We start from the raw sequence: 21,650 nt of genomic DNA on the forward strand, positions 1-21,650 counted from the left end.
TTAGAACGATTCTAAATAGAAAACAGGAGATTATGGCATTGACGTCAGAAAAAAATAACGCTAGAGGTTCAGAACAGTTTATAGAGATTGAAGAGGGAATATCTATCTTATCCATCAAAAATGAATCTGAAGTTGAAGAGTGTATCACCCATTATATTGGTGCGGATTTTATTCAGTTTCACTTTTGCGTAAAAGGGGAAATAAAATTCAATTTCAACGAGGGTAATTATGTTTTGAATATTAAGGAAGACTGTTCTTTGCTATTATATAATCCAGAGCGAGATCTTCCCATCAACTTAGTGGCTTTTCCAGAATCTTGGTCGGTATCTATTTTAATTTCCATCCAGAAACTCCACACGTTATTCTCTACCGAGGCTAACTATATCGACTTTCTAACCGAAGATAATCGCGACAAAAAGTATTACAAGGAGGTGAGTGTTTCTCCGGCTATGGCTGTAATTCTAACTCAGATTTTGAATTTTAATTTACATCCCTCAGTAAGAAAGATTTACTTAAAGGGAAAAGCCTATGAACTTATAGGGCTTTATTTTAACCGCCCTGCAGAAGCAGATATAGAACAATGTCCATTCTTAGATGATGAAGACAATGTGAAAAAAATAAAACTAGCCAAAAAAATTATTCTTCAGCGAATGGCAGAACCTCCAACACTTCGAGAACTTGCCGATGAGGTTGGTCTAAGTTTGAAAAAACTTAAAGAGGGGTTCAAAGAAATATACGGTGATAGTGTTTTTTCTTTCTTGTTCGATTATAAAATGGACTACGCTAGGAAGTTACTTGAAAAAGGACAGCATAACGTTAATGAAGTCGGGTTGCATATTGGTTATAGCACGGCAAGTCATTTTATAGCGGCTTTCAAAAAGAAGTTTGGAACTACACCAAAGAAGTATATACAAGGTTAACTTTTATCTAAGGATGACTCGTTTGTTGATGATTTGAAACCCAATTAATATATCATGACAATACCGATATCCTTCCAGATCAATAAAGTAAGTCTCCACAACAGTTCCTCTAAGGTCTTTTAAACTTCCCTGCAAAAGAAAATAAATGGTTGGGGAGGTATATAGTGGAATTTCAGTTTCAGCTTTTGTATTGATGAATATATTGTAAGATTTGAAGTTGTGCTTTTTCGTGTTTCTTGGTTGGATTCTAATATGCTTAAGCTTTTTACCCTCAACCATAGTATCTTTTACTTTGTCTAAACGAAATTTCATTCTAGCTTCTAAAACTGATACAGCATCAAGGGGAACTCCGTTCATGGATCCCATTAGGACAACATTTGCTTCTATAAAAGCGGTTTTTTTAAACTCATTGAAAGCGATATAACTACCATATTTTGTAAAGTCCACATATAAAATATCACTTTCAGAATTGTAAAAATTCATAAATATAGTATTGTCAGTATTATTGCTGTAGAAGACTTTATCTTCAATAATGGTCCCAATAGCATGTTGACATTCTAGATGTTCAAACTGATGTAGTCTATTAAAAAAGAACTTATCTTGACTATATAAAGAATCAACAGCAAACAGAAATAGAATTACAACGAATATTTTAAAAAGCTTCATGAGTCTTATTTAACTGAAATATATTTTGAATCTTGTTTATAAAATCTCCAAGGGAGGCTTGCATCCTCTTCTGCATAATCAATGCCAATTCTTGTGGTCTCGACAATAGATTCTACTTTAACTCCAGGGTTGTCTATCCAGATGTCTTGGCCAAGGACACTTTTAGCATTATGAGATTTTGTAATCCCTAAAGCTTTTGTCACATTACCAGGGCCGGAGGTTAAGCTTTTTTCAAGTTTTTTTTTATTCCTGCGCTCTAGCATTTTTTGGAGGCCTTGTTTAGGTTCAATCGCTCTAATTAAAATAGCATCGGCATTACCGCTCGTGTTGGTTACAATATTAAAAAGATGATGAATACCATAGCATAAATAAACATAAGCAATACCTCCGGACTCGTACATCACTTGAGTTCGCTTTGTAAATCTACCCAAATGCGCGTGGCATGCTTTATCACCTTGCCCAGCATAAGCTTCTGTCTCTGTAATAATACCTGAAGTTAATACTCCATCAATAGTGGTGGTTAGCTCTTTTCCAATTAAGTCTTTAGCAAGAGCTACTACATCAGGATTTTCAAAATAATTTTTTGAAAGAGGTTGATTCATTATGCTGCATTTTATCTCAAAATAGTTAAATTTAGGGTCAAACTTAATTTTTCTATGAAAACTTTAATTTTATGTTTGATAATTTCAACCTGTATGGCACAAGAACAACTGATTTACGATTTTAAATCCAGTGAAAATTCAAAGGATTGGACCATTGTGAATGATGGAGTCATGGGAGGATTATCTTCAAGTTCAATGAATTTAAATGCAGAAGGCCATGCTGTTTTTACAGGTAATATCTCTTTAAAAAACAATGGAGGCTTTTCCTCCGTAAGGCATTTCACCAACATTAGTGAAGTAGGACGTTATAAGTACATCAATTTAAAGGTGAGGGGAAATCCTTCAACTTACCAATTCAGATTAAAGAAAAAAAGGGGGGATTACTACTCCTATGTGAACACTTTTGAAGTGACTCCCACTTGGAAAACAATGAAGTTAGAAATTTCAGAATTTTATCCAACTTATAGAGGAAGAAGCTTAGATTTACCCAACTTTGAAGCTACGTCCATAGAAGAAGTCACCTTTTTAATAGGGAACAAAGTTATAGAAGAATTTAAATTAGAAATCGATAAGATCTTCTTATCCAATTGATGATACATGAAAGAGTCTGACAAGAAATTTGTTGAAAACTGGGAACGAATAAAAACGCAAGGAAAAGGAAAATATATTACCAAGCACGGAGTTGGTTTTGGAGTTATTGTATTTGCTTTAAATACGGTATTAACTTATTGGGGAAACTGGGGACAAATGTCAAATGCAGACTTTTTTGTACAACTCTTTATCTCCATTGTTGTTGGCGGAGGCATTTACGGAGCATTTTCTTGGTTTTTAAATGATTTTATTTACCGTAAAAAACTAAAAGAAGGATAGCCTCTAATCTGGAATCATAGCTTTTAAGTCACTTAAGGTATTGGCATCTTCAATCTTTTTGTCCTGTCTCCAGCGTAATATTCTAGGGAATCTTGTTGCCATCCCACTTTTGTGGCGTTTGGATTCCGCAATGCCTTCAAAGGCAATTTCGAAAACATGCTCATATTCTACACTTCTTACGGGACCAAAACGCTCAATGGTGTTTTTCTTTATCCACGCATCTACTTTTTTAAACTCTTTATCTGTAAGTCCCGAATAGGCTTTTGCAAAAGTGATCAACTCAGATCTATCGTCATTCCATAATGCAAAAGTATAATCTGTAAATAAATTGCTACGCCTTCCATGGCCTCTCATAGCATAAGTTAGTACCGCATCAATACTAAACGGATCTGACTTCCATTTCCACCAATCTCCTTTCTTTCTCCCAACCCCATAGGTAGAATCTGCACGTTTTATCATGAGTCCTTCAGATTTAATATCTCTAGCTTTTTCACGCTCTTTAGCCATATCTTCCCAAGATGTAAAACGCATAGTTTCAGATAGGTGAAAGGGTATAATGTCTTTGGAATATTTTCTAAAAAGATCCTCTAAGACCTCACGTCTTTTTTCAAAAGGTGTGGAACGAATATCCTCTCCTTTGTATTCCAAAATATCATAAGCTTTTAAGATAACAGGAAGTTTTTTCAGTAGTGCCTTGCTTACATTTTTTCGCCCTATTCTAGTTTGTAAGTCTTTAAAATCTCCAATGCTATCGTTAGGATAAGGCAATATCTCCCCGTCCAACACCGTTCCATCTGGAAGAATTTCAGTGAATATCTCAAATTCTGGATATTTATCGGTGACTAATTCTTCACCACGGCTCCAGACAAAGAGCTGTCCTTTCCTTACAATAAGTTGAGCTCGTATACCATCCCATTTATGTTCTGCTAGCCAATCTTTAGGCTGCCCAAGTTCAGAAGCATCCTCTGCGATGGCATAGGCTAAGTAAAAAGGATAAGGCTTAGAGAGGTAATCCGCTTCATTTTTTTCGAGAATTAATTCAGAATAGGATATTTTATTTGGATCCCAGTTCCCCATAAGTTTAAAGGCCAAAATATCTTCATCTATACCTGTTGCTTTAGATAGAGCTCTGGTCATTAATTTCTGACTAACGCCAATTCTGAATCCTCCTGTCATTAATTTTGTAAACACAAACCGTTCATAATAATCGAGTTGGCTCCAGTTTTTGATGAGGTATTCTTTTTTTTCTTCTTCTGATTTTGGTTTCAGTTGGAGGATTTCTTGTAAGAATTGAGTGAGGCTCTTTTCAGTAGTTTTAGTTTTATTAGGAACTACAAGCGCTATGGTTTCTGCCAAATCTCCAACTATATGATAGGATTCTTCAAAAAGCCATAGCGGAATTTCTGCTAATTCTGAAGCATACCCTCTTATTAATGTACTATTAACTGGTCTTGGTGGTCGTCTATGGGAAAGAATAGCAATGGTCCAAACTTTGTCTGGGTTGGAAGCGATTTTGAAATAGTTGGATAAAGCTTCAACCTTTTGATTGGTTTTGTTGGTGCTATCGATGGTTTTTACCAAGTGAGCAAAATCCTTCATGATGGCCTATTCTTTTAGCTTTTCTTTAGAAGAAAGATTAAGAACTTTGGTAATATAGGGATCGTTCTCATGGGCGATTTTTTCAGCAAGATCGATGTCAAATAGCTGTTTTGCTATTGTTGCTTTGAGGTATTTTTCTAAAATAAGACTTGTACTTCCAAAGTTGTAATTCATATTAAAATCACCGAGGTATCTCGTGAATTTTTTCACAACCTCTTCCGTAATTAATGTCCTTGCTAAAAAATCATCTTTGGACAAGGAATTATAAAATTTCCTTTTTTCATCCAATAAGTCGAATATAAATCTATCCATAACTCCGCCTTCATACATAAATTGGATGTCTTGTATGGCTTGAGAAGCGTCTCTAGGTACAAATATGTCGGGTATAATACCACCTCCACCATAAACGATTTTACCCTCTGGAGTTTTATATTTTAGGGCATCATCTACATTGATGCTATCTTTGCTTAAGAGCTCACCATTGGTGTAGCGCTCCATATAATCTGAATAATACGCATCGCTATTTCCATTTTCATAAGGCCGTTGGATAGACCGACCTGTTGGCGTGTAATATCTAGCCACCGTTAACCTTACAGCACTTCCATCCCCTAGATTCATTTCTCTTTGAACAAGACCTTTCCCGAAAGATCGACGTCCAATAATTGTTCCTCTATCATTATCTTGTATTGCTCCAGCGACTATTTCACTTGCAGAAGCAGATTTCTCGTCGATGAGCACGTAAAGCTTCTTGTCTTCATAGTCTCCAAGATTGGTGGAATACGTCTCGTTAATGTCTCCATTTTTGTTTTTGGTAAATAACAAGAGTTTCCCGTCTGCAATAAATTCATCTAAAATTGTAGTGGCCTGTTTTAAAAATCCTCCTCCATTATTTCTCAAGTCAAGCACAACACTATTGAGTTGTGGTGTGGCAAACTCTCTCATCTTTAGTTTAAACTCCTCATAAGTGGATTCAGCAAATCGGTTTATCTTGATATAGCCCAAGGTATCATTAACCATATATCCGGTGTCGACACTTATTAAGGGAACCACGTCCCTATTGATTTCAAAATCCAATAAATTGTTTTCTCCAAAGCGTTTCACCTTCAAGTTTACTTTAGAATTAGCTGGCCCTTTCAAGATTTTAGTCAGAGAATCATTGGTCATACTGTTCCCGAAAAGTGGTATTGCATCTGCATATAGAATGCGGTCTCCAGCCTCCAAGCCGGCTTGTTCTCCAGGACCCTTCGAGAGGGTACGAATCACAGCAATAGTGTCTTTAATATTGTAAAAGCTTATACCAATACCTACAAAATCTCCACGCATATTATCTTGTACAAAGTCATATTCTTTATTGGAGATATACACAGAATGTGGGTCTAGATTATCCAAAATTGAATTTACAGTGACATCTACAATGCTATCTGTATTCACATCATCTACATATTCTTTATCTATATAGTTGATGAGTCTATTGAGTTTTTGACGTTTGGAAGAGGAATTAGCTAAAGAGCTATCTTGAAAATCTAAAAGATTACCCAATAAAATGCCTGTTACGAAGACAACCGCAAGGAGTAAAGGCAATAAAATTTTCATCCATCTCTTCATTCTTCTAAATTTTCAATATGTTGGAGATCTACTCCAGCTTTTTCTAAAAAATCCAACCCAGCATTATCTTTGTAGCGATGTTGGTAAACCACACGTATAATTCCTGCTTGGTGAATTAACTTACTGCATTCCTTACAAGGGGATAAATTGATGTAAAGCGTTGCATTTTTTGAAGATTGTGTGGAAGCCGCAACTTTTAAGATCGCATTAGCCTCAGCATGGAGTACATACCACTTCGTTAAGCCTTCTTTATCTTCACAGGCATTATTAAAGCCGCTGGGAGTCCCATTAAACCCATCCGAAATAATCATTCTATCTTTCACGATAATAGCTCCAACTTGCTTGCGCTGGCAGTGCGATAACTTACCCCACTCTCTCGCCATTCTCAGATAGGCTTTGTCAAATTTTAATTGCTTTTCTATGGTCATCTTCAAAATAAATTCGAATATAAAACTAATGCGCTTTTACAAGCGTTAAGAACCTGCCTAAATTTACTAAAACTCTAGTAAACCTGATTCTGTTTACATTTAAAATATCCAATTTCCAACAAGAATGGGGATAGTCATTCCCAGCACTAACGAGGAGATTACTAAAATCCAATCTCTTTTTGAAAATCTAAAAATATTTTGCACAATAAGGCCTAGGAGTAACACTATAAAAACAACTATTATTTGAGCTAGTTCAATTCCTAAAGCAAACTCAACCAGCATAAACAGGGGGTTGTCATTTCCTTGGGCAAGCATATTAAAATAGTTAGAAAAGCCAAACCCATGCACTAGTCCAAAGAAAAAAGTTATAAAATACAGTAGATTAATTTTGCCCTTGGGTTTTCCTGACGTGAAAATACTGTAAACTGCAGTAAAAATAATACTTACAGGAATCAGGAATTCAATAATTGAACTTTCGACTCGAATTAGACCGAAAGCAGAAACGGCTAAGGATACTAAATGTCCAATGGTAAATAAAGTGACTAGCCAAATTACTTTTTTGCTCTGCTGAAATGTATACGAAGCCACTAAAGCCGTCAGAAAAAGAACATGATCATAAGCATTCCAATCTAAGACATGATCGAAACCAAGCTTGAGATATAACCAAAAATCTTCCATACGCTACCCTGTTTGTCTTAATTGACAAATTTAACTAAATATTGCTTTTAAAAAGAGGTTTACCCCTATAAACACAAAAATAGTTGAAGTATGATTTTACCAAGGCCCATTTTTGTTTTGTAAGGCGGAATTAGTCCAGTTGGAAAGAGCGCCAAGCTGGCAGCGTGGAGGCCATCGGTTCTCCCAAAGCATCGGGACGATATTCTCCATCTTCCACTTATCAAAATATATTTTTCAACACATAGTATGAAAATAAAATTGGTACGAATTTTTTTCAATTATATTTGCACGTAATTATAAAGAGGGGGATTAGCTCAGTTGGCTAGAGCGCCACGCTGGCAGCGTGGAGGCCATCGGTTCGAGTCCGATATTCTCCACTCTTAAAATCCCTGAAGCCTTTGGACAAAGACTTCAGGGATTTCTTATTTACTGATTTGTACGATTTTTGTATAGTTGTTTGTCCTAAGTAAAGAATTCTTTGCTTTGTATCCCTTTTTATTCAGTTGCTTTTTTTGTGTGAGAATCTGCTGTTTTTTATCATTTTCCTTTAATTTAGGCAATACTCAGCTAAGGTTCTTTTTAGAACCGTTTTTAATGTTTGTATTCTAGTTTATCCTTTATAATTTGTTTGTAATCCTTGGGCGACCAGCGACTGTCATAGGTAAAAAGTGTGATTAAGGTTTCCTTTTTACAACTCGGACAACAGCGATGTAAGGACTTCTCTTGAGTGGCAAAGGTTAATATGTGTGCCAAGTTTTTATCTCTTAATTGCAATTGTAATAGCGGTAACTTCTCTTTTTTCCAACTGCTACTCAAAAACCCGTAATGCCTTATTCGAGTAAAGCCTTTGGAAAGAATATGAAATTGAAAACGCTGTATAAACTCTTTAGTGGAGAGTGTTAGTGTGGTTTTTTTAATAATCTTACAGCAATCATCAGTCGACGGATTACTAAGCAAATTTTGCATTTATTTTTACAACATCTCAACGAGGACATAACTTTAAGCTATCCGTTCTTAACGGTTAAATACCTTTAAATGATTAAAAAAGTAGTTTTTAAAAGTCTGTTTTAACTAATTTAGGAGACCAAGGCATAATTAATTTATAGCTTAAAATAACAAAGCATCTAAAGCTTTAAAAACACCAAGACTAAGCCTTGGAGCATCCCACTCACTTTACCCTATGGAACGGGGAACAAGCTTATAGACATATCCGGGCTGATTTAGGTCATAATAGCTCCAAAGCGACAGAAATTTATGCTTGAGTTTTAGCGATTAATAACAAAACGCAAAAATTATATTAGATATTATACAAAAAAGTGTTAATTTAGTTTGTAATATGAAATAACACTTAATAGATATATGCTCTATACTGAAGATTTGAATAGGGTTTATACGGATGTTGTGAGTAATAGTAAAAACTATGGAAGATAGTAAACAAGAAAAATCCAATTCTGATCAAGTTGAGCAAATTAACTTACTTCAAAAACAAATTGACCAAATTCAATTGAAGGTTTTTAGTGAACAAAAATCAAAATGGTATAAGAGCCCATCGCTTATTTTAAGCATCATAGCCCTATCAAGCTCATTATATTTTACTACTAAATCAATCATTGAGAATAAAGACACAAAGCAGCAGCAAACAGAGTCTGCAATAATCCAATCAATTAAGCAGTCGATAACTAATCTCTTAATTGAAGAAGAAAAACTTATTGCTGCCCAGTCAAACCAATATACTGAACTTAACGCCAAGAATAGCGCGTATATGATTTTTCAGGCAAAATCCGGCCCATTAATTGATAAAATATCTATTTCACTAAACGATAAAAGAATAGATAAAATTGAACCTAGTCTTCTTATTAATTATGGAAGATTCCTCACTGGTCAAGGAGATTTCTCTAAAGCTCATTGGGCTTTTGAAAATTCTCTTAAAGCAACGACTAACACTATGACTATGTTGCTTTGCTATAGATATTTAGCAAACATTATTGCCAATCCATCTTATGAAAATTTTGATTCATTAAAAAGTCGAGATTATAGATGGAAAACAGTACAACTCGCAAAAAGATTTTCTGGAGAATTAAAAAATGATTATCTATCTCGATCATATGAGCTTTGGGCTATAGATGAATATTACTTTTTTAAAAATAAACAAGAAGGGAATAGGCTTATTGACAGCTCAAAATTGTATGTTCAAAAATTTCAAGACTTGAATACGAGTAAAGTAGTTATAATGAATCGACTGATAGAGACTTATAACTACTATAACGAAATATTAGTAACCAACAACCTAGCAGGGGTATATTCTTTTTATTCAAGTGACAAGAAAAATGGAAAGGCTTACATCTCCACCAATAATATGGGTGGCTATATAACGCTGGATTTAATAAAGGATCGAAAACTTAATGGTAGAATATCGGGATCTGGAAACTTAATAAGTATAAAAGATTTGAAATTTGAGGTTAGTATTGTTAGTCAATCTAGCGACGCAAATGGTGGGACACTAATACTAAGCACCAGTGAAAACCGTAAACTTATAGGTTACTTATATGAATTTGGCAAAGAACCGGTAAAATACTATTTGACCAAAAGGAGATAACTAAGCATATGGCGTGCCGATAGGCCAAAGCTATAGGATTTGATGACTGATCCAGGATTGCTGGTAAGGGGGAATTCGATGAGTTGGCAAGACCCTTACAACAGGAGAAGGGTGTTTTTAGAGTGCTTTGTATCCCTTTTTATTCAGTTGCTTATCTAAATAAGGTACTTTTTAGGGAGATCACCCTTTTATGAAACGGGGAACAAGCTTAAGACATATCCGGGCTGCTTTAGGTCATAATTGCTCCAAAGCGGCAGAAATTTATACTAGAGTTTTATTGATGAATACAAAGTCTGTTGGATACTATATATAAAAGTGTTAGCTTAGATGAAAATAAAACAACGTCCAAAATAGATATATACCCTTTACTAAAGTTTTGAATAGGGTTTATACGGATGTTACCTGCAAGCGCAAAAAATGAGAATACTGAATCTAAACATATTAGTAATACTTATAGCCAAATTGAGTTTCGCTCAAACTGTGGACTTTGATTTAATCAAATATAACGGACTGAATTTCTATTCTACTAAATCGGAAATAATAAGAAAACTTGGCAAACCGAAAAAGACATTTGACCCAAACTATGAATGTGGATTTTTATCAACAGAATCTCAAGACGGAGAATATTTAACTCTTGATTATGGAAAAATAAAATTCACTGGAAATAATAAAGAATTGTATGTTTTAGAACAGGTTGATTTTGAAAACGACAATTCAATTGTTGTAAAGTATGGAAATCGGAATTTAACTTGTGAAACTAGTTTATTTGAATTAAAAGAAATATTTGGAAAGGTATTTTCTGAACATTTTGAAAATAAATTAAGCGGAGCAATAGTCATTTATCAAGAAAAATCCGACGACGGAATACGAATTTGGATAAAAAATGGAAAGTTAGCTCAATTTGAATATTGGTCGCCGTGTTGAAAAAAGCCTGCAGGTAACACTGTATAAAATTAATTGCTGGTTTTAGCCAACTTACGAAAGTCCAAACGGACTTTCTTGGTTCTTGTTTTATTTACTAAATTAGTGGCTTAAAATACGCAACTAACATTATACCAAACGTTGGCAACAAGTAAAACAACAAACCTCTGAAATAATCAATGACAATTCTTTTTATTTCTAATCAATCTAATTTAACGAAAGAGGAAGCCTTAAAAATATTTCAACCCTACACAGAAGAAAAGGACTTTCACTATTTTAAATCTTTATCAAAGGCAAAAGACTTCCTGACGAACAAACTAATTGAAAAAGACAAGCACCTTGATTTTATAATATCTGATTGGAAATTTCAGAATGATAATTCTAAAACTATTTTAAATTGGATTAGAAATTCGTTAGAAAACTATTCTTCTAATAATTTTCAATTAAAATCTATACCTTTTTTACTTATAGAAGACCGAGAAAATCAATCTGCTACAATATCAGACGGATTTGATGCTGTTATCGAAAATTTTCCGAATAACTATATAAATTTAAAACACAACATTACGAGTTCAATTAGAAAATGGAGAACTTCATTTGCGGATGATTTAGAACTCATAGGACTTGACCCAAAAAATAAGACAAACTATTCCAATCATCGTAAAACTTTTATTGCTTATTATAAGCTTAAAGTTTTATCTAAAACATTTGTAGATAAAAAATCTAATTCTCTAAATTATATTTGGACAGATTTTGACTACACAAATCTTGTGGACTCAAATGAGCGCTTTGAAAAAAAGATGAAACAAACTTTAATTAAGCCAACAAAATATCTGGAAAAAGAGTTTCACGATTTTCTTCGAGATAATCCGACTTTTGTTAAAGGCGAAAACTTCAATAAATTACTTTACGAAAAGCATCTTTATATAAATAATACTCGAAGATATAACGAACCAGATTTTATTAATAAACCTTTTGATTATGCGATTAGATATCCTGAAATTTTTGAGGTCAAACGACAATCCCAAAGACTCTTTTGGAAAAATAAAGACAAACTTTTATCAAAAGCTAAAAAAGGATTTGAACAAGTTGTTCGCTATAAAAAATATATGGAATCCAAAAATGAAGCAAACGAATATTTTATTAAAAAATATTTAGACAAGGTTTATAATCAATATGAATATACGCTCTTGATGGGTTCGTCTGAAGAAAAAAGATATAATGAAAATCTAATTGAAGAGTTAAAAACTGATTTTAATTTTACAGAAGTAAATTTAGTAACCTATGAAGATTTATTACATAAACACATTCGGCTTTGTGAGAGGCTAAATGAATTCAATATATTTTAACATCGGAAAGAAAAACCCAGTTGTCAACACCGTATATAATTAATTGCTGGTTTTAGCCAATTTACTAAAGTCCTCGCGCACTTTCTATCTGTGGTTTATTTACTAACTTTAGTGCTTAAAACACGCAGCTAATCATACACAACAACGTTAGCAACAATGTAAGGCTAAAACCTAAAAATAGTAATTACAAATTAAAATATGTTAGTCAAAGAAGTCTTTAGTGAACTTTATAATGAATCTGTAACAACTAAAAATCCTACTTGGGAATTAGAATGTAATTGTGAGGATAAAACTACAATACAACTAGTTGAAACTCTTTTTCAATCAGAATTAATGGATTTATTCCAAACAAGGAAAGCTTCTGAAAAAGTAATTCCAGTTATACATCGTCACTTCGACCAAATCATTAAACGAAAGAATAATAGCAAATCATATAAACATAAAGAAATATTTTCATACTTGCAATTAACTTGGGGAATATCAGCAACAACTCAATTAAATTGGGATGGAGAATTTGTTTATTGCTATGAAATATTTATGAAATCCGTTTTTGATAAAGTCTTCAAAAATGGAGAAACTTATGACTTAAAGGAAGTGTCAGTTTATAAATACCTTGAATCAAAAAACAAATATCTTTCACAATCGAAGGATATTATTGAACAATGGTTTAGTCAGCTATATTATTATTCAAAATCATTTTCTGGTTTAAACGAATGGTGTGAATACTTTTTTGAAGAGGTCTATTATTATTTAAACGAAGATTTTCAAATTGAATCATATCACCCACAATTATTATCTAACTTACTTTCTTGGTGTGAAGTGAATTTTAATTCTAAAGGCAGCAGAGTAATAAGGAATATCATAGAAAGGGAATATCAGCAAATTAGATGGTCTGATACAGTAGAAAAAGTGACTATGAAAAGCTCATTAGGTCTTCAATTGCTTCTGTGTCAGAATTACAAAAACAATGAGAAAAAAAAATTGTTTACTGAGTTAGATAGCAATTTTAATTTCCATCCATTATCAAGAATGCAAGGCTTAATTGCATTATGCATTGATGAAGAAAACTTAAATAACAACTATGACTTTCTAATAGATTCCATTAAGACTTATAATACGTTTTTGAACAAACAAAACCTCAATACTTTTGACTACATCTATCAAAGAGCAAGAGTATTTAAAAATCTGCTAAACGCCACAATATCAATTGCTATAGAAATAGGAAAAGGCGAATTAATTGATGACTTACTTATAACATATTACGACATTAAAAATCCTCAAATAAAAGGATCCAACGCTTATATTGTACCTAATCAAAAAAATAATGTCGCTTATTGTTTAGCAAAACAAACAATTTTTGACGAAAAAGAATCACAGAAATTATTAATACAAATAGTCGATATTGAAAATAAGGCTTTTAACACATTTAGATTGCTTAAAGGAGGTATTAAACAAAAAATAACGCCAACCAATCAACCTATTGGATTACCAGTTCCTAAACTAGCAAAAGAATATGAAACTAAGCTTTTTGAACTTTATGATTTCAGTAAGTTAAATAATGAATTGCAACACCTAAACTCATTAAGTCAATTTGATTTTAATTCATTCCCTCTGCAAGCTCTTATGATTAGGTCTATTGAAAAAACTTTGCCTATTAACCTAAGTTTATCAGAAAAATTAGAGTTCTCTAGAGTACAAAAAATATTATTTTGGTCTGGTTTTAGTCAAACATCCGAAATCGAGATGGAAGCACTTAAAGAGATATTTGATTCTAAAAAAGTAACATTTGAAATTCACAATGAAGAAAACAGCGATTTAATAAGATTCCAAAGCAGAATAGATGAACTCGATCCAGAAATAATTTGGATTTCCTCACATGGAGAATATAAACATTATGAACCAAATGTTTCTGAAATTAAACTATCTGAAAAAGAATCAATTGCCATTAGAGATTTCGAATTGCTAGTCAATAATAGTGACAAAAGACGTCTGTTATTTTTAAATATTTGTGAAGGAGGAGTTCACTCTCAAACAGGAGAATTTAAAAATTTAGGATTCCCAAATTTATTAACTTCTGATAATCAAGATGTAATATCACATTTATGGATGGCTGAACCTCGCTTTGCATATGTCTTCGGAGTATTCTTTGCTTTAGGTATAACACATTTACAAAAAAACTTTTTTGACGCATTTCAATATTCGCTATTAAAAGTATTAAGCAATAAAACCTCTATCCTTGATGAATTGGAAAAACTTCCATTAGAATTAATTAACTTGAAAGAAAGAATAACTAATAATGATGGAACTGAATGGGGAAACATAATAACAACTGGAAGTCCTGTTTATAACATTTAAAAAAACTGCTTAGAATAACTAAGCATATGGCTTGCCGATAGGCCAAAGCTATATGATTTGTTGACTGACCCGGAATTGCTGGTAAGGGGAATTCGTCGATTAAGTATAGACCTTACAAGAGGAGAAGGTGGTTTTTAGAGTGCTTTGCATCCCTTTTTATTCAGTTGCTTATTTAAATAAGGTGTTTTTTAGTGAGATCATGCTTTTTTTGTGTGAGAATCTGCTGTTTTTTATCATTTTCCTTCAGTTTAGACAATATTCTGCTAAGGCTCTTTTTAGAACTATTTTTAATTTTTGCATTCTAATGTATCCTTTATAATTTGTTTGTAACCCTTTGGTGGAACGCGACTGTTAAAGGTGAAAAGTGTGATCAAGGTTTGCTTTTACAGACAGGACAACAGCGATGTAAGGATTTCTCTTGAGCGGCAAAGGTTATGATGTGTGCCAAGTTTTTATCTCTTAATTGCAATTGTAATAACGGTAACTTCTCTTTTTTCCAACTGCTACTCAAGACCCGTAATGCCTTTGGAAAGAATATGAAGTTGGAAAATGCTGTATAAACTCTTTAGTGGAGAGTGTTAGTGTGGTTTTTTTAATAATCTTACAGCAATCATCAGTCGACGGACTACTAAGCAAAGTTTACATTTATTTTTACAACAGCTCTACGAGGACATAACTTTAGGCTATCCGTTCTTAACGGTTAAATGCCTTTAAATGATTAAAAAATAGTTTTAAAATGTCTGTTTTAACTAATTTAGGTGACCAAGACATAATTAATTTATAGCTTAAAATAACAAAGCATCTAAAGATCAAGGTATCTCGCAAAGCTTTAAAAACACCAAGACTAAGCCTTGGAGCATCCCACACACATTATACCCTATGGAACGGGGAACAATCTTAAGACATATCCGTGCTGCTTTATGTTATATAGCTCCAAAGCGGCAGAAATTTAAACTAGAGTTTTAGCGATGAATACAATGTCTGTTGGATAATATATATGAAAGTGTTAGCTTACATGAAATAAAATAATGTCCTAAATAGATATATACCCTATAATGAAGTTTTGAATAGGGTTTATACGGATGTTGGGGCACATAAAGACGAGTATTAACTTTTAAATTATGCCAAACGTAGTATTTTTCAGTTTTACAGAACCTGATAGAGGAGTAGTTCTAACAATTAAAGGGAGAGCCGTCAATTCGAAGTATACAAATTTAAATTTCAGAGTGAAAGATCTTTTAAAAAGATGGGACACTGAAGATGATGCAGTTATTAAACAAGCAATCACTAAAGCAATGACAGGAACTTCTAGAACTATTGTATTTGTTGGAGAAAAGACGCATAGAAGTAAATGGGTGAAAAAAGAAGTCAACATGACATTAGAAAATAACAAACCTGTTTATGCGATTAGATTAAAAGAAACAAATGGTAAGACTCCCAAAGTTCTAGAGGATAATGGTATTTTTCTCTATTCATGGAGTGAAGAACGTTTACAAGAATTGGCGACAAAATGAAACCTTACTGTTTTATATTAATGCCGTTTGGAACTAAAACGGATGAAGGTGGAAAGACGGTAGAGTTTGATGAAATATATAAGAAGATAATAAACCCTGCTGTAGTCAATGCTGGTTTAACTCCGATAAGAGCAGATGAAGAGATTGTGGGTGGAATAATCCATAAACCAATGTTCGAGCGATTGATGCTATGTGACTATGCAATTGCAGATTTAACGACTGCTAACGCTAATGTCTTTTATGAGTTAGGTGTACGTCATGGAATCCGTCCGCATAGCACAATACTCACGTTTGCGGAAGGTATGCGGCTACCTTTTGATGTCGCCCCTTTAAGAGGATTACCCTATAAAATTGATGAGAATGGATTGCCATTGGATATTGATGATGCTATTGCAAACATTACGAAACGATTGGATGATTGTAGAACACCAATTGACGATAGTCCGGTCTATCAATTAATTTCTGATATGCCAAGAATGGAAATCGCTAGTTTAAAGACGGATACTTTTAGAGATTCAATCGAATATTCTAATTTATATAAGGAGAAACTAGAAAGTGCTCGAAAAATTGATAAAAAAGCGATATCTTCTATTGAAGCTGAGTTGGGTAGTATAATTGATGTTGACCCTGCAATTATTATTGATTTATTTCTTTCATATCGGTCAGTAGAAGATTGGACTTCAATGATAAATTTAGCTAATAAAATGACCCCTATTTTGGCTCAAGTGGTTTTAGTTCAAGAACAAATAGGATTTGCTTATAATCGTCTTGGAAATCACGAAAAGGCAGAATCTATTCTTAGTGAGGTAATTAAAAAATACGGTATAAGTAGTGAAACAAATGGCATTCTTGGTAGAGTTTATAAGGATTTATGGAAAAAACACGAAGAAAAAGGAGAAAATGTCAGGGCAAGAGGCTTTTTAAAAAAATCAATTAAATGTTACTTGGAGGGCTTCCAATCCGACTGGCGTGATGCTTACCCAGGAATTAATGCTGTAACGCTTATGGAAATGACAGAGCCTTTAGATAAACGTCAATCTAAATTATTACCTGTTGTACTATATTCTGTTGAAAGAAGAATTTCAACAAAACACTCAGATTATTGGGATCATGCTACATTACTAGAACTGAATATTTTATCCAATGACTCTGAGAATGCAATAAATTCTCTTGAAAATGCTGTTACATTTATAAGAGAAAAATGGGAACCAAAAACTACTGCTAACAATATCAAATTAATTATTGAAGTAAGGCAAAAGAGGGGATATAAAACTAAATGGATAGAAGATATATATAACGAATTAATAAAAGCAGGTGAAAACTAATATCTGCATATAACAATGTATGTAGTTTATGGCTAGTAAGTGTCAATAATCAAGTTTATAGCATTAAGTAAATTCATCTAAAATTGAAAGTTTGGTGCTCCAAAAACCGCCAAAAAACCATATACTTAACGTTGTGCAATATATACAAAAACAACCCAAATAAATGATTAAAAGAATATTTCATCCTATTGGACAAGGAGCATTTTACTCTGAAAGACACGAAAATTTTAATGTCGTTTTTGACTGTGGAAATTGGAAAAAAACCAAACAATCTGAAATGTTAGTAAAGCAAAGTTTCAAAAAAGAAGATGTAATAGACATTCTATTCATTTCACATTTTGACAGCGACCACGTTAATAGAATTGAAGTTCTCAAAAATCATTGTGCTAACATAAAAATGGTAGTCTTACCTCTATTAAATCCGGAGGAAATACTCTTGTTATCGAATTTCTATAGAAATATAGACAATAGCATTGTTCCGTTAATTACCGAACCTAATCAGTTTTTTGGAGAAAACACCAAAATAATTTATGTACAGCCTTCAGAAAACGAAGAAACAAACAATGATTTAAATTTAGAACAAGAAACTCTTGAAAATAATCAATCCATAGAAAGCGGAACTAAAATTAGCAAAGGTTCTAATTGGATTTTTATTCCATATAATTATGAATATAAAACAAGGAACCAAGAATTATTAGACCTATTAAAAGAGCATTCAATCGATGTATCCAAATTAAAAAAGGATTTATCATATTCAATTGCAAATAGAACAAAATTACGTTTAATTCATAACAAATTAAGTGGTAAAATAAACCAAAATTCAATGTTTTTATATTCTGGACCATTAGAACAAAAAAACAATAACTTATCTATTCAAAGACATATAAAACCTTTTTGTCCAATTCCTTTTCCATTTTCAATTTTGAGAGAACATAACAATAGAGTTTCTTGTGTTTATACTGGAGATGGCGACTTAAATAAGGTTAGAATAAACATTGTTTATAGAAAATATTGGAATTTAGTTGGTACAATTCAAATTCCTCATCACGGAGATATAAAAACTTATAAATCGACTCACTAGCATCCGAAAGTTTTTAGAAAGAAGTAAGAAACATGTTTCTACCCCAATGTTTACATTAAAAAGCTCACTTTACCCAGAAAATAAGTCCCTCTCTAACACTAATACTTTTTGTGGTGAAATTGTCACTTTACGAACACCTTCTCTGACTTCATTGCACACATAGTCTAGTGATAAGTAGTGATATAAGCAAAATCTCACTTTTTCTGACAAATTAGAAAAAGCAACTGCTTTTTTGGAAATAGTTCGCTTTATAAGCTCTAAAAGTAGATAATTTATCAGCGCTACATATATTTGCGATTTTACTGCATTCTCACTGGTTCCCCAGAAGGTTTTTACTTGTAGGTTTTGTTTTAAAGCTTTAAAAAACAATTCAATATCCCAACGTTTCTTATATAATGCTGCAATGGTATTGTATTCCCAATCAAGTTGGTTGGTAATAATGGCAATTACTTTGTTTTCATCTTCTTTATAAACATGTACCAATCTTAGTTTATGCTTTGAAATACCCGTTTCTATCGCCCTACCTGATGTAAGTTGTATTATTTCATCTTTAAGAATATGTTGGTCAACATCATCAGCAAGCTCCAGCTCCTCTATCGTTTCATACAAAGTGTTGGACTTAATTCTAGTAACAAATACATTTTCTGCTTTTATTCTATTGAGCATTAATTCAAAATCGAAATAAGCTCTGTCTTCAACTATAATAGTGTCTTTAGGGAAAATCAGTTGCTTTAATCCATATCTGTCATGAACCTTTGCTTCTGTTATATTTACTACATCAGGTATCATTAAATTATAATCCCAGCTAGTGTGCAATTTAATACCTCCTTTAGCTGTCCGAAACTCTGCCCAATCAAACATAGCCAGACACAAGGAAATCGTTGAGCTATCTATTAGTTTAACTACCTTGCCCTTAATCTCTTCTATAATATGGGTGTTATGATGCTGTTTTAGCACCGATTTATAGTGACTTAATAAACGATAATACAAGCTCTCAAACACCTGCCAGTCACGCTTTTTATTGCCATCGCTCATTGTAGAACGAGCAGGGCTTTGGGAAATCGACTGATATATCTGATAAAAATTATTTTTGTCCAATATCAGTAGGACTGAATAATACTTATGGTCATCCTTCAACAACTGTAATTGCAGATTTAAATGGGAATAAAAATATTCCAATTCAAGTAACAGAAGACATAAATGATTTATACTTTGAAATTATTAAATGAAATACGAGGCATAATAACTAAGCATATGGCTTGCCGATAGGCCAAAGCTATATGATTTGTTGACTGATCTGGGATTGCTGGTAAGAGGGGAATTCGATGAGTTGGCAAGATCCTTACACGAGGAGAAGGTTGTTTTTAGAATGCTTTGCATCCCTTTTTATTCAGTTGCTTATCTAAATAAGGTACTTTTTATGGAGATCACGCTTTTATGGAACGGGGAACAAGCTTAAGACATATCTGGACTGCTTTAGGTCATAATAGCTCCAAAGCGGCAGAAATTTATACTAGAGTTTTAGTGATGAATACAAAGACCGTTGGATAATATATATGAAAGTGTTAGCTTAGATGAAAATAAAATAACATCCTAAATAGATATATACCTATAATAAAGATTTGAATAGGGTTTATATAGATGTTACATGTAATTAAATTAGAATGACAGTTTTCATCATATTCATTGGTCTTTTTTTTGCTGCAACAGGCGGATATGCGATCATTCATAGCATTCAAAAACTTGGGAACGACAAATCTGACTCAAGCCTTGATATTAAGGGCTTTAAAATAAGTGCCCCAGCAGGTTTTATTTATGGAATTGCTTCGTTCGTAATAGTTGTTCTACTAATAAAATTCAATTCTGATATTGTTCCTTCATCAAATTCAATGGATAGTGGTTTTTATGAGCTGACTTTTAACGATGATTCCACTTTAATGAATGTAAAGTTTGATTCTCAAAGACCTGCATCAATATTTAATGGGAAAGTCTTGATTCAAAAAGATGGGTGGAATATTCAATTCGATGGAGTTTTGAGCGTTTCTGAAAATAGAATAGTTCCTAATTTTATGAAAAAATCAATCGAATTTAACAAAGGAGCTAAATTTTATATCATCACAAAAGACTCCACAACTTGGGGTGTCAATGTGATTAGAACTCGTAGTCCAATTGAACTTGAAATTTATAAAGAATAAAGAAACACCTAACACTGAATATAAAACAGCAAAAAAGCCATTTCATACTCTTAACGTTGGCAGTAAGCCCTAAAAATGAATTTAGTCAAATACAATCTTTTAAATTATATCCCAGAGCTCATTAACTTTATCGGAGAAGAAAAATTTCCATGGGACGATGTTGAGAAAAAGTTTAATCGAAAAATTAATCAAAGAGTTTCTAAGAAAAATGGAGATTCAATTGTAATCGAAGCTTCAATTTTTGACCAAATTATATCTATAAAAAAAGGTGATTCCGATTATATAGGAATGATTGACTTTTATAACAAATTATTCTATCAATTAAAATTGCTATTAAATCAAGAAGAAAAGAAGTTAATACTTAGAACAATTAAGAATTTACTCGTTTCATTCGACTCAAAATATCTAAATTATTTAGGTGAACTTTCAGCATTATATCAATTAAAAAGAACCAACAATTTTATTTTGTTAGAAGTTGAAAAAAATTTGCCAAATGGTAAATCGATTGACTTTGATATGACGATTCAAGATCCGAAAATGAGAGTGTTGATTGAGGTTATAAACATTCAAATAAATCCTAAAAAGGTTGAAAATAATGCAAATAGTATTAGAAGATTCATCAACGGCAGATTAGAAAAAAAAATAACTGACAAAAAAAAGAATTTAATTGACAACTGGAATATTCATTTGGTTCCTGTAATCTGGGGAGGAAATGAACAACTTGAAATTTACCACGAATATTTTAAAACAAATTCACCTGATCTGCCACTAAGTTATGTACCATTAGCGTTTTTAACTTATTATGATCAAAATGGTAATTATTTTCCAAAATTTGGTTCTATAAGTACATTATTTGACTCATAAAAAGGCCTACTTCCAATAACGTGCATAAAACACAGATAGTAAAGATTTATTTATCTTTACAAAAACCGCCAAATTTTTAAAT

General features: G+C 32.7%; 18 protein-coding genes, 1 tRNA gene and 3 pseudogenes. 13 read left to right on the forward strand and 9 right to left on the reverse strand.

Going from position 1 to position 21,650, the window contains the following annotated elements:
- Positions 1-32: 32 nt before the first annotated feature.
- Positions 33-920, forward strand: a complete 888-nt coding sequence (locus P700755_RS06285) for an AraC family transcriptional regulator (RefSeq protein ID WP_015023896.1) — start codon at positions 33-35, stop codon at positions 918-920.
- A 3-nt stretch (positions 921-923) separates the two neighbouring features.
- Here the strand turns inward: P700755_RS06285 and P700755_RS06290 are convergent, their stop codons facing one another.
- Both P700755_RS06290 and P700755_RS06295 read right to left on the reverse strand, forming a co-directional pair.
- On the reverse strand, positions 924-1,586 hold the full coding sequence (locus P700755_RS06290; RefSeq protein WP_015023897.1) for a hypothetical protein: 663 nt from the start codon (positions 1,584-1,586) through the stop codon (positions 924-926).
- A 5-nt stretch (positions 1,587-1,591) separates the two neighbouring features.
- Entirely contained in the window at positions 1,592-2,188 is a 597-nt protein-coding gene (locus P700755_RS06295; RefSeq protein WP_015023898.1) for a DNA-3-methyladenine glycosylase, read from the reverse strand.
- A gap of 93 nt (positions 2,189-2,281) precedes the next feature.
- Here P700755_RS06295 and P700755_RS06300 point away from each other — a divergent pair, with 93 nt between their 5' ends.
- Positions 2,282-2,779 (forward strand): CIA30 family protein, encoded by a 498-nt coding sequence (locus tag P700755_RS06300; protein ID WP_015023899.1) that lies wholly within the window; start codon positions 2,282-2,284, stop codon positions 2,777-2,779.
- Positions 2,780-2,785: 6 nt separating this feature from the next.
- The gene (locus tag P700755_RS06305) at positions 2,786-3,058 is read left to right on the forward strand and encodes a hypothetical protein (RefSeq protein WP_015023900.1); all 273 of its coding nucleotides are present in this window, start codon (positions 2,786-2,788) and stop codon (positions 3,056-3,058) included.
- A gap of 3 nt (positions 3,059-3,061) precedes the next feature.
- On the opposite strand, the gene P700755_RS06310 is transcribed toward P700755_RS06305, so the two are convergent.
- The 4 genes from P700755_RS06310 to P700755_RS06325 form a co-directional block, all read right to left on the reverse strand.
- Positions 3,062-4,657, reverse strand: coding sequence for an ATP-dependent DNA ligase (locus P700755_RS06310; protein ID WP_015023901.1), 1,596 nt, complete (start codon positions 4,655-4,657; stop codon positions 3,062-3,064).
- A gap of 6 nt (positions 4,658-4,663) precedes the next feature.
- Entirely contained in the window at positions 4,664-6,262 is a 1,599-nt protein-coding gene (locus tag P700755_RS06315; protein ID WP_015023902.1) for a S41 family peptidase, read from the reverse strand.
- Complete coding sequence (locus P700755_RS06320; protein ID WP_015023903.1) at positions 6,259-6,690, reverse strand: deoxycytidylate deaminase; 432 nt, start codon at positions 6,688-6,690, stop codon at positions 6,259-6,261. Before P700755_RS06320 ends, P700755_RS06315 begins: the two co-directional genes overlap by 4 nt.
- Before the next feature lie 99 nt (positions 6,691-6,789).
- Complete coding sequence (locus P700755_RS06325) at positions 6,790-7,368, reverse strand: HupE/UreJ family protein (RefSeq protein ID WP_015023904.1); 579 nt, start codon at positions 7,366-7,368, stop codon at positions 6,790-6,792.
- A 303-nt stretch (positions 7,369-7,671) separates the two neighbouring features.
- On the opposite strand from P700755_RS06325, the gene P700755_RS06330 reads away from it, so the two are divergent.
- Positions 7,672-7,745: transfer RNA gene (locus P700755_RS06330), tRNA-Ala, on the forward strand.
- Positions 7,746-7,959: 214 nt separating this feature from the next.
- Here P700755_RS06330 and P700755_RS19135 read toward each other — a convergent pair.
- Positions 7,960-8,283, reverse strand: a pseudogene (locus tag P700755_RS19135) (transposase); the annotation flags it as partial.
- A 505-nt stretch (positions 8,284-8,788) separates the two neighbouring features.
- On the opposite strand from P700755_RS19135, the gene P700755_RS06335 reads away from it, so the two are divergent.
- From P700755_RS06335 to P700755_RS06350, 4 genes are all read left to right on the forward strand, one after another.
- The gene (locus P700755_RS06335; protein ID WP_015023906.1) at positions 8,789-9,964 is read left to right on the forward strand and encodes a hypothetical protein; all 1,176 of its coding nucleotides are present in this window, start codon (positions 8,789-8,791) and stop codon (positions 9,962-9,964) included.
- A gap of 417 nt (positions 9,965-10,381) precedes the next feature.
- Positions 10,382-10,888: a hypothetical protein gene (locus P700755_RS06340; protein ID WP_015023907.1), complete on the forward strand. Its 507-nt coding sequence runs from the start codon at positions 10,382-10,384 to the stop codon at positions 10,886-10,888.
- A gap of 176 nt (positions 10,889-11,064) precedes the next feature.
- Entirely contained in the window at positions 11,065-12,234 is a 1,170-nt protein-coding gene (locus tag P700755_RS06345) for a class II tRNA amino-acyl synthetase-like catalytic core domain protein (RefSeq protein ID WP_015023908.1), read from the forward strand.
- Between the two features lie 198 nt (positions 12,235-12,432).
- Positions 12,433-14,589, forward strand: coding sequence for a hypothetical protein (locus P700755_RS06350; protein WP_015023909.1), 2,157 nt, complete (start codon positions 12,433-12,435; stop codon positions 14,587-14,589).
- A 287-nt stretch (positions 14,590-14,876) separates the two neighbouring features.
- On the opposite strand, the pseudogene P700755_RS21220 reads toward P700755_RS06350, so the two are convergent.
- Positions 14,877-15,183 (reverse strand): annotated as a pseudogene (locus P700755_RS21220) (IS91 family transposase); the annotation flags it as partial.
- A gap of 527 nt (positions 15,184-15,710) precedes the next feature.
- On the opposite strand from P700755_RS21220, the gene P700755_RS06355 reads away from it, so the two are divergent.
- The 3 genes from P700755_RS06355 (at position 15,711) to P700755_RS06365 (ending at position 18,509) form a co-directional block, all read left to right on the forward strand.
- Positions 15,711-16,103, forward strand: coding sequence for a TIR domain-containing protein (locus P700755_RS06355; RefSeq protein ID WP_015023911.1), 393 nt, complete (start codon positions 15,711-15,713; stop codon positions 16,101-16,103).
- A complete protein-coding gene (locus tag P700755_RS06360; protein ID WP_015023912.1) occupies positions 16,100-17,428 on the forward strand; it encodes a TRAFs-binding domain-containing protein in 1,329 nt (442 codons plus the stop codon). The genes P700755_RS06355 and P700755_RS06360 overlap by 4 nt, the downstream gene beginning before the upstream one ends.
- Before the next feature lie 163 nt (positions 17,429-17,591).
- Positions 17,592-18,509, forward strand: a complete 918-nt coding sequence (locus P700755_RS06365) for an MBL fold metallo-hydrolase (RefSeq protein WP_015023913.1) — start codon at positions 17,592-17,594, stop codon at positions 18,507-18,509.
- Positions 18,510-18,578: 69 nt separating this feature from the next.
- Here the strand turns inward: P700755_RS06365 and P700755_RS06370 are convergent.
- Positions 18,579-19,571, reverse strand: a pseudogene (locus P700755_RS06370) (IS4-like element ISPto2 family transposase); the annotation flags it as partial.
- Positions 19,572-20,173: 602 nt separating this feature from the next.
- On the opposite strand from P700755_RS06370, the gene P700755_RS06375 reads away from it, so the two are divergent.
- Positions 20,174-20,704: a hypothetical protein gene (locus P700755_RS06375; protein WP_015023915.1), complete on the forward strand. Its 531-nt coding sequence runs from the start codon at positions 20,174-20,176 to the stop codon at positions 20,702-20,704.
- Positions 20,705-20,779: 75 nt separating this feature from the next.
- Positions 20,780-21,568, forward strand: coding sequence for a hypothetical protein (locus tag P700755_RS06380; protein WP_015023916.1), 789 nt, complete (start codon positions 20,780-20,782; stop codon positions 21,566-21,568).
- Positions 21,569-21,650: the final 82 nt, after the last annotated feature.

It is taken from the genome of Psychroflexus torquis ATCC 700755, assembly GCF_000153485.2.
In the GTDB taxonomy this organism is placed as follows: Bacteria; Bacteroidota; Bacteroidia; order Flavobacteriales; family Flavobacteriaceae; genus Psychroflexus; species Psychroflexus torquis.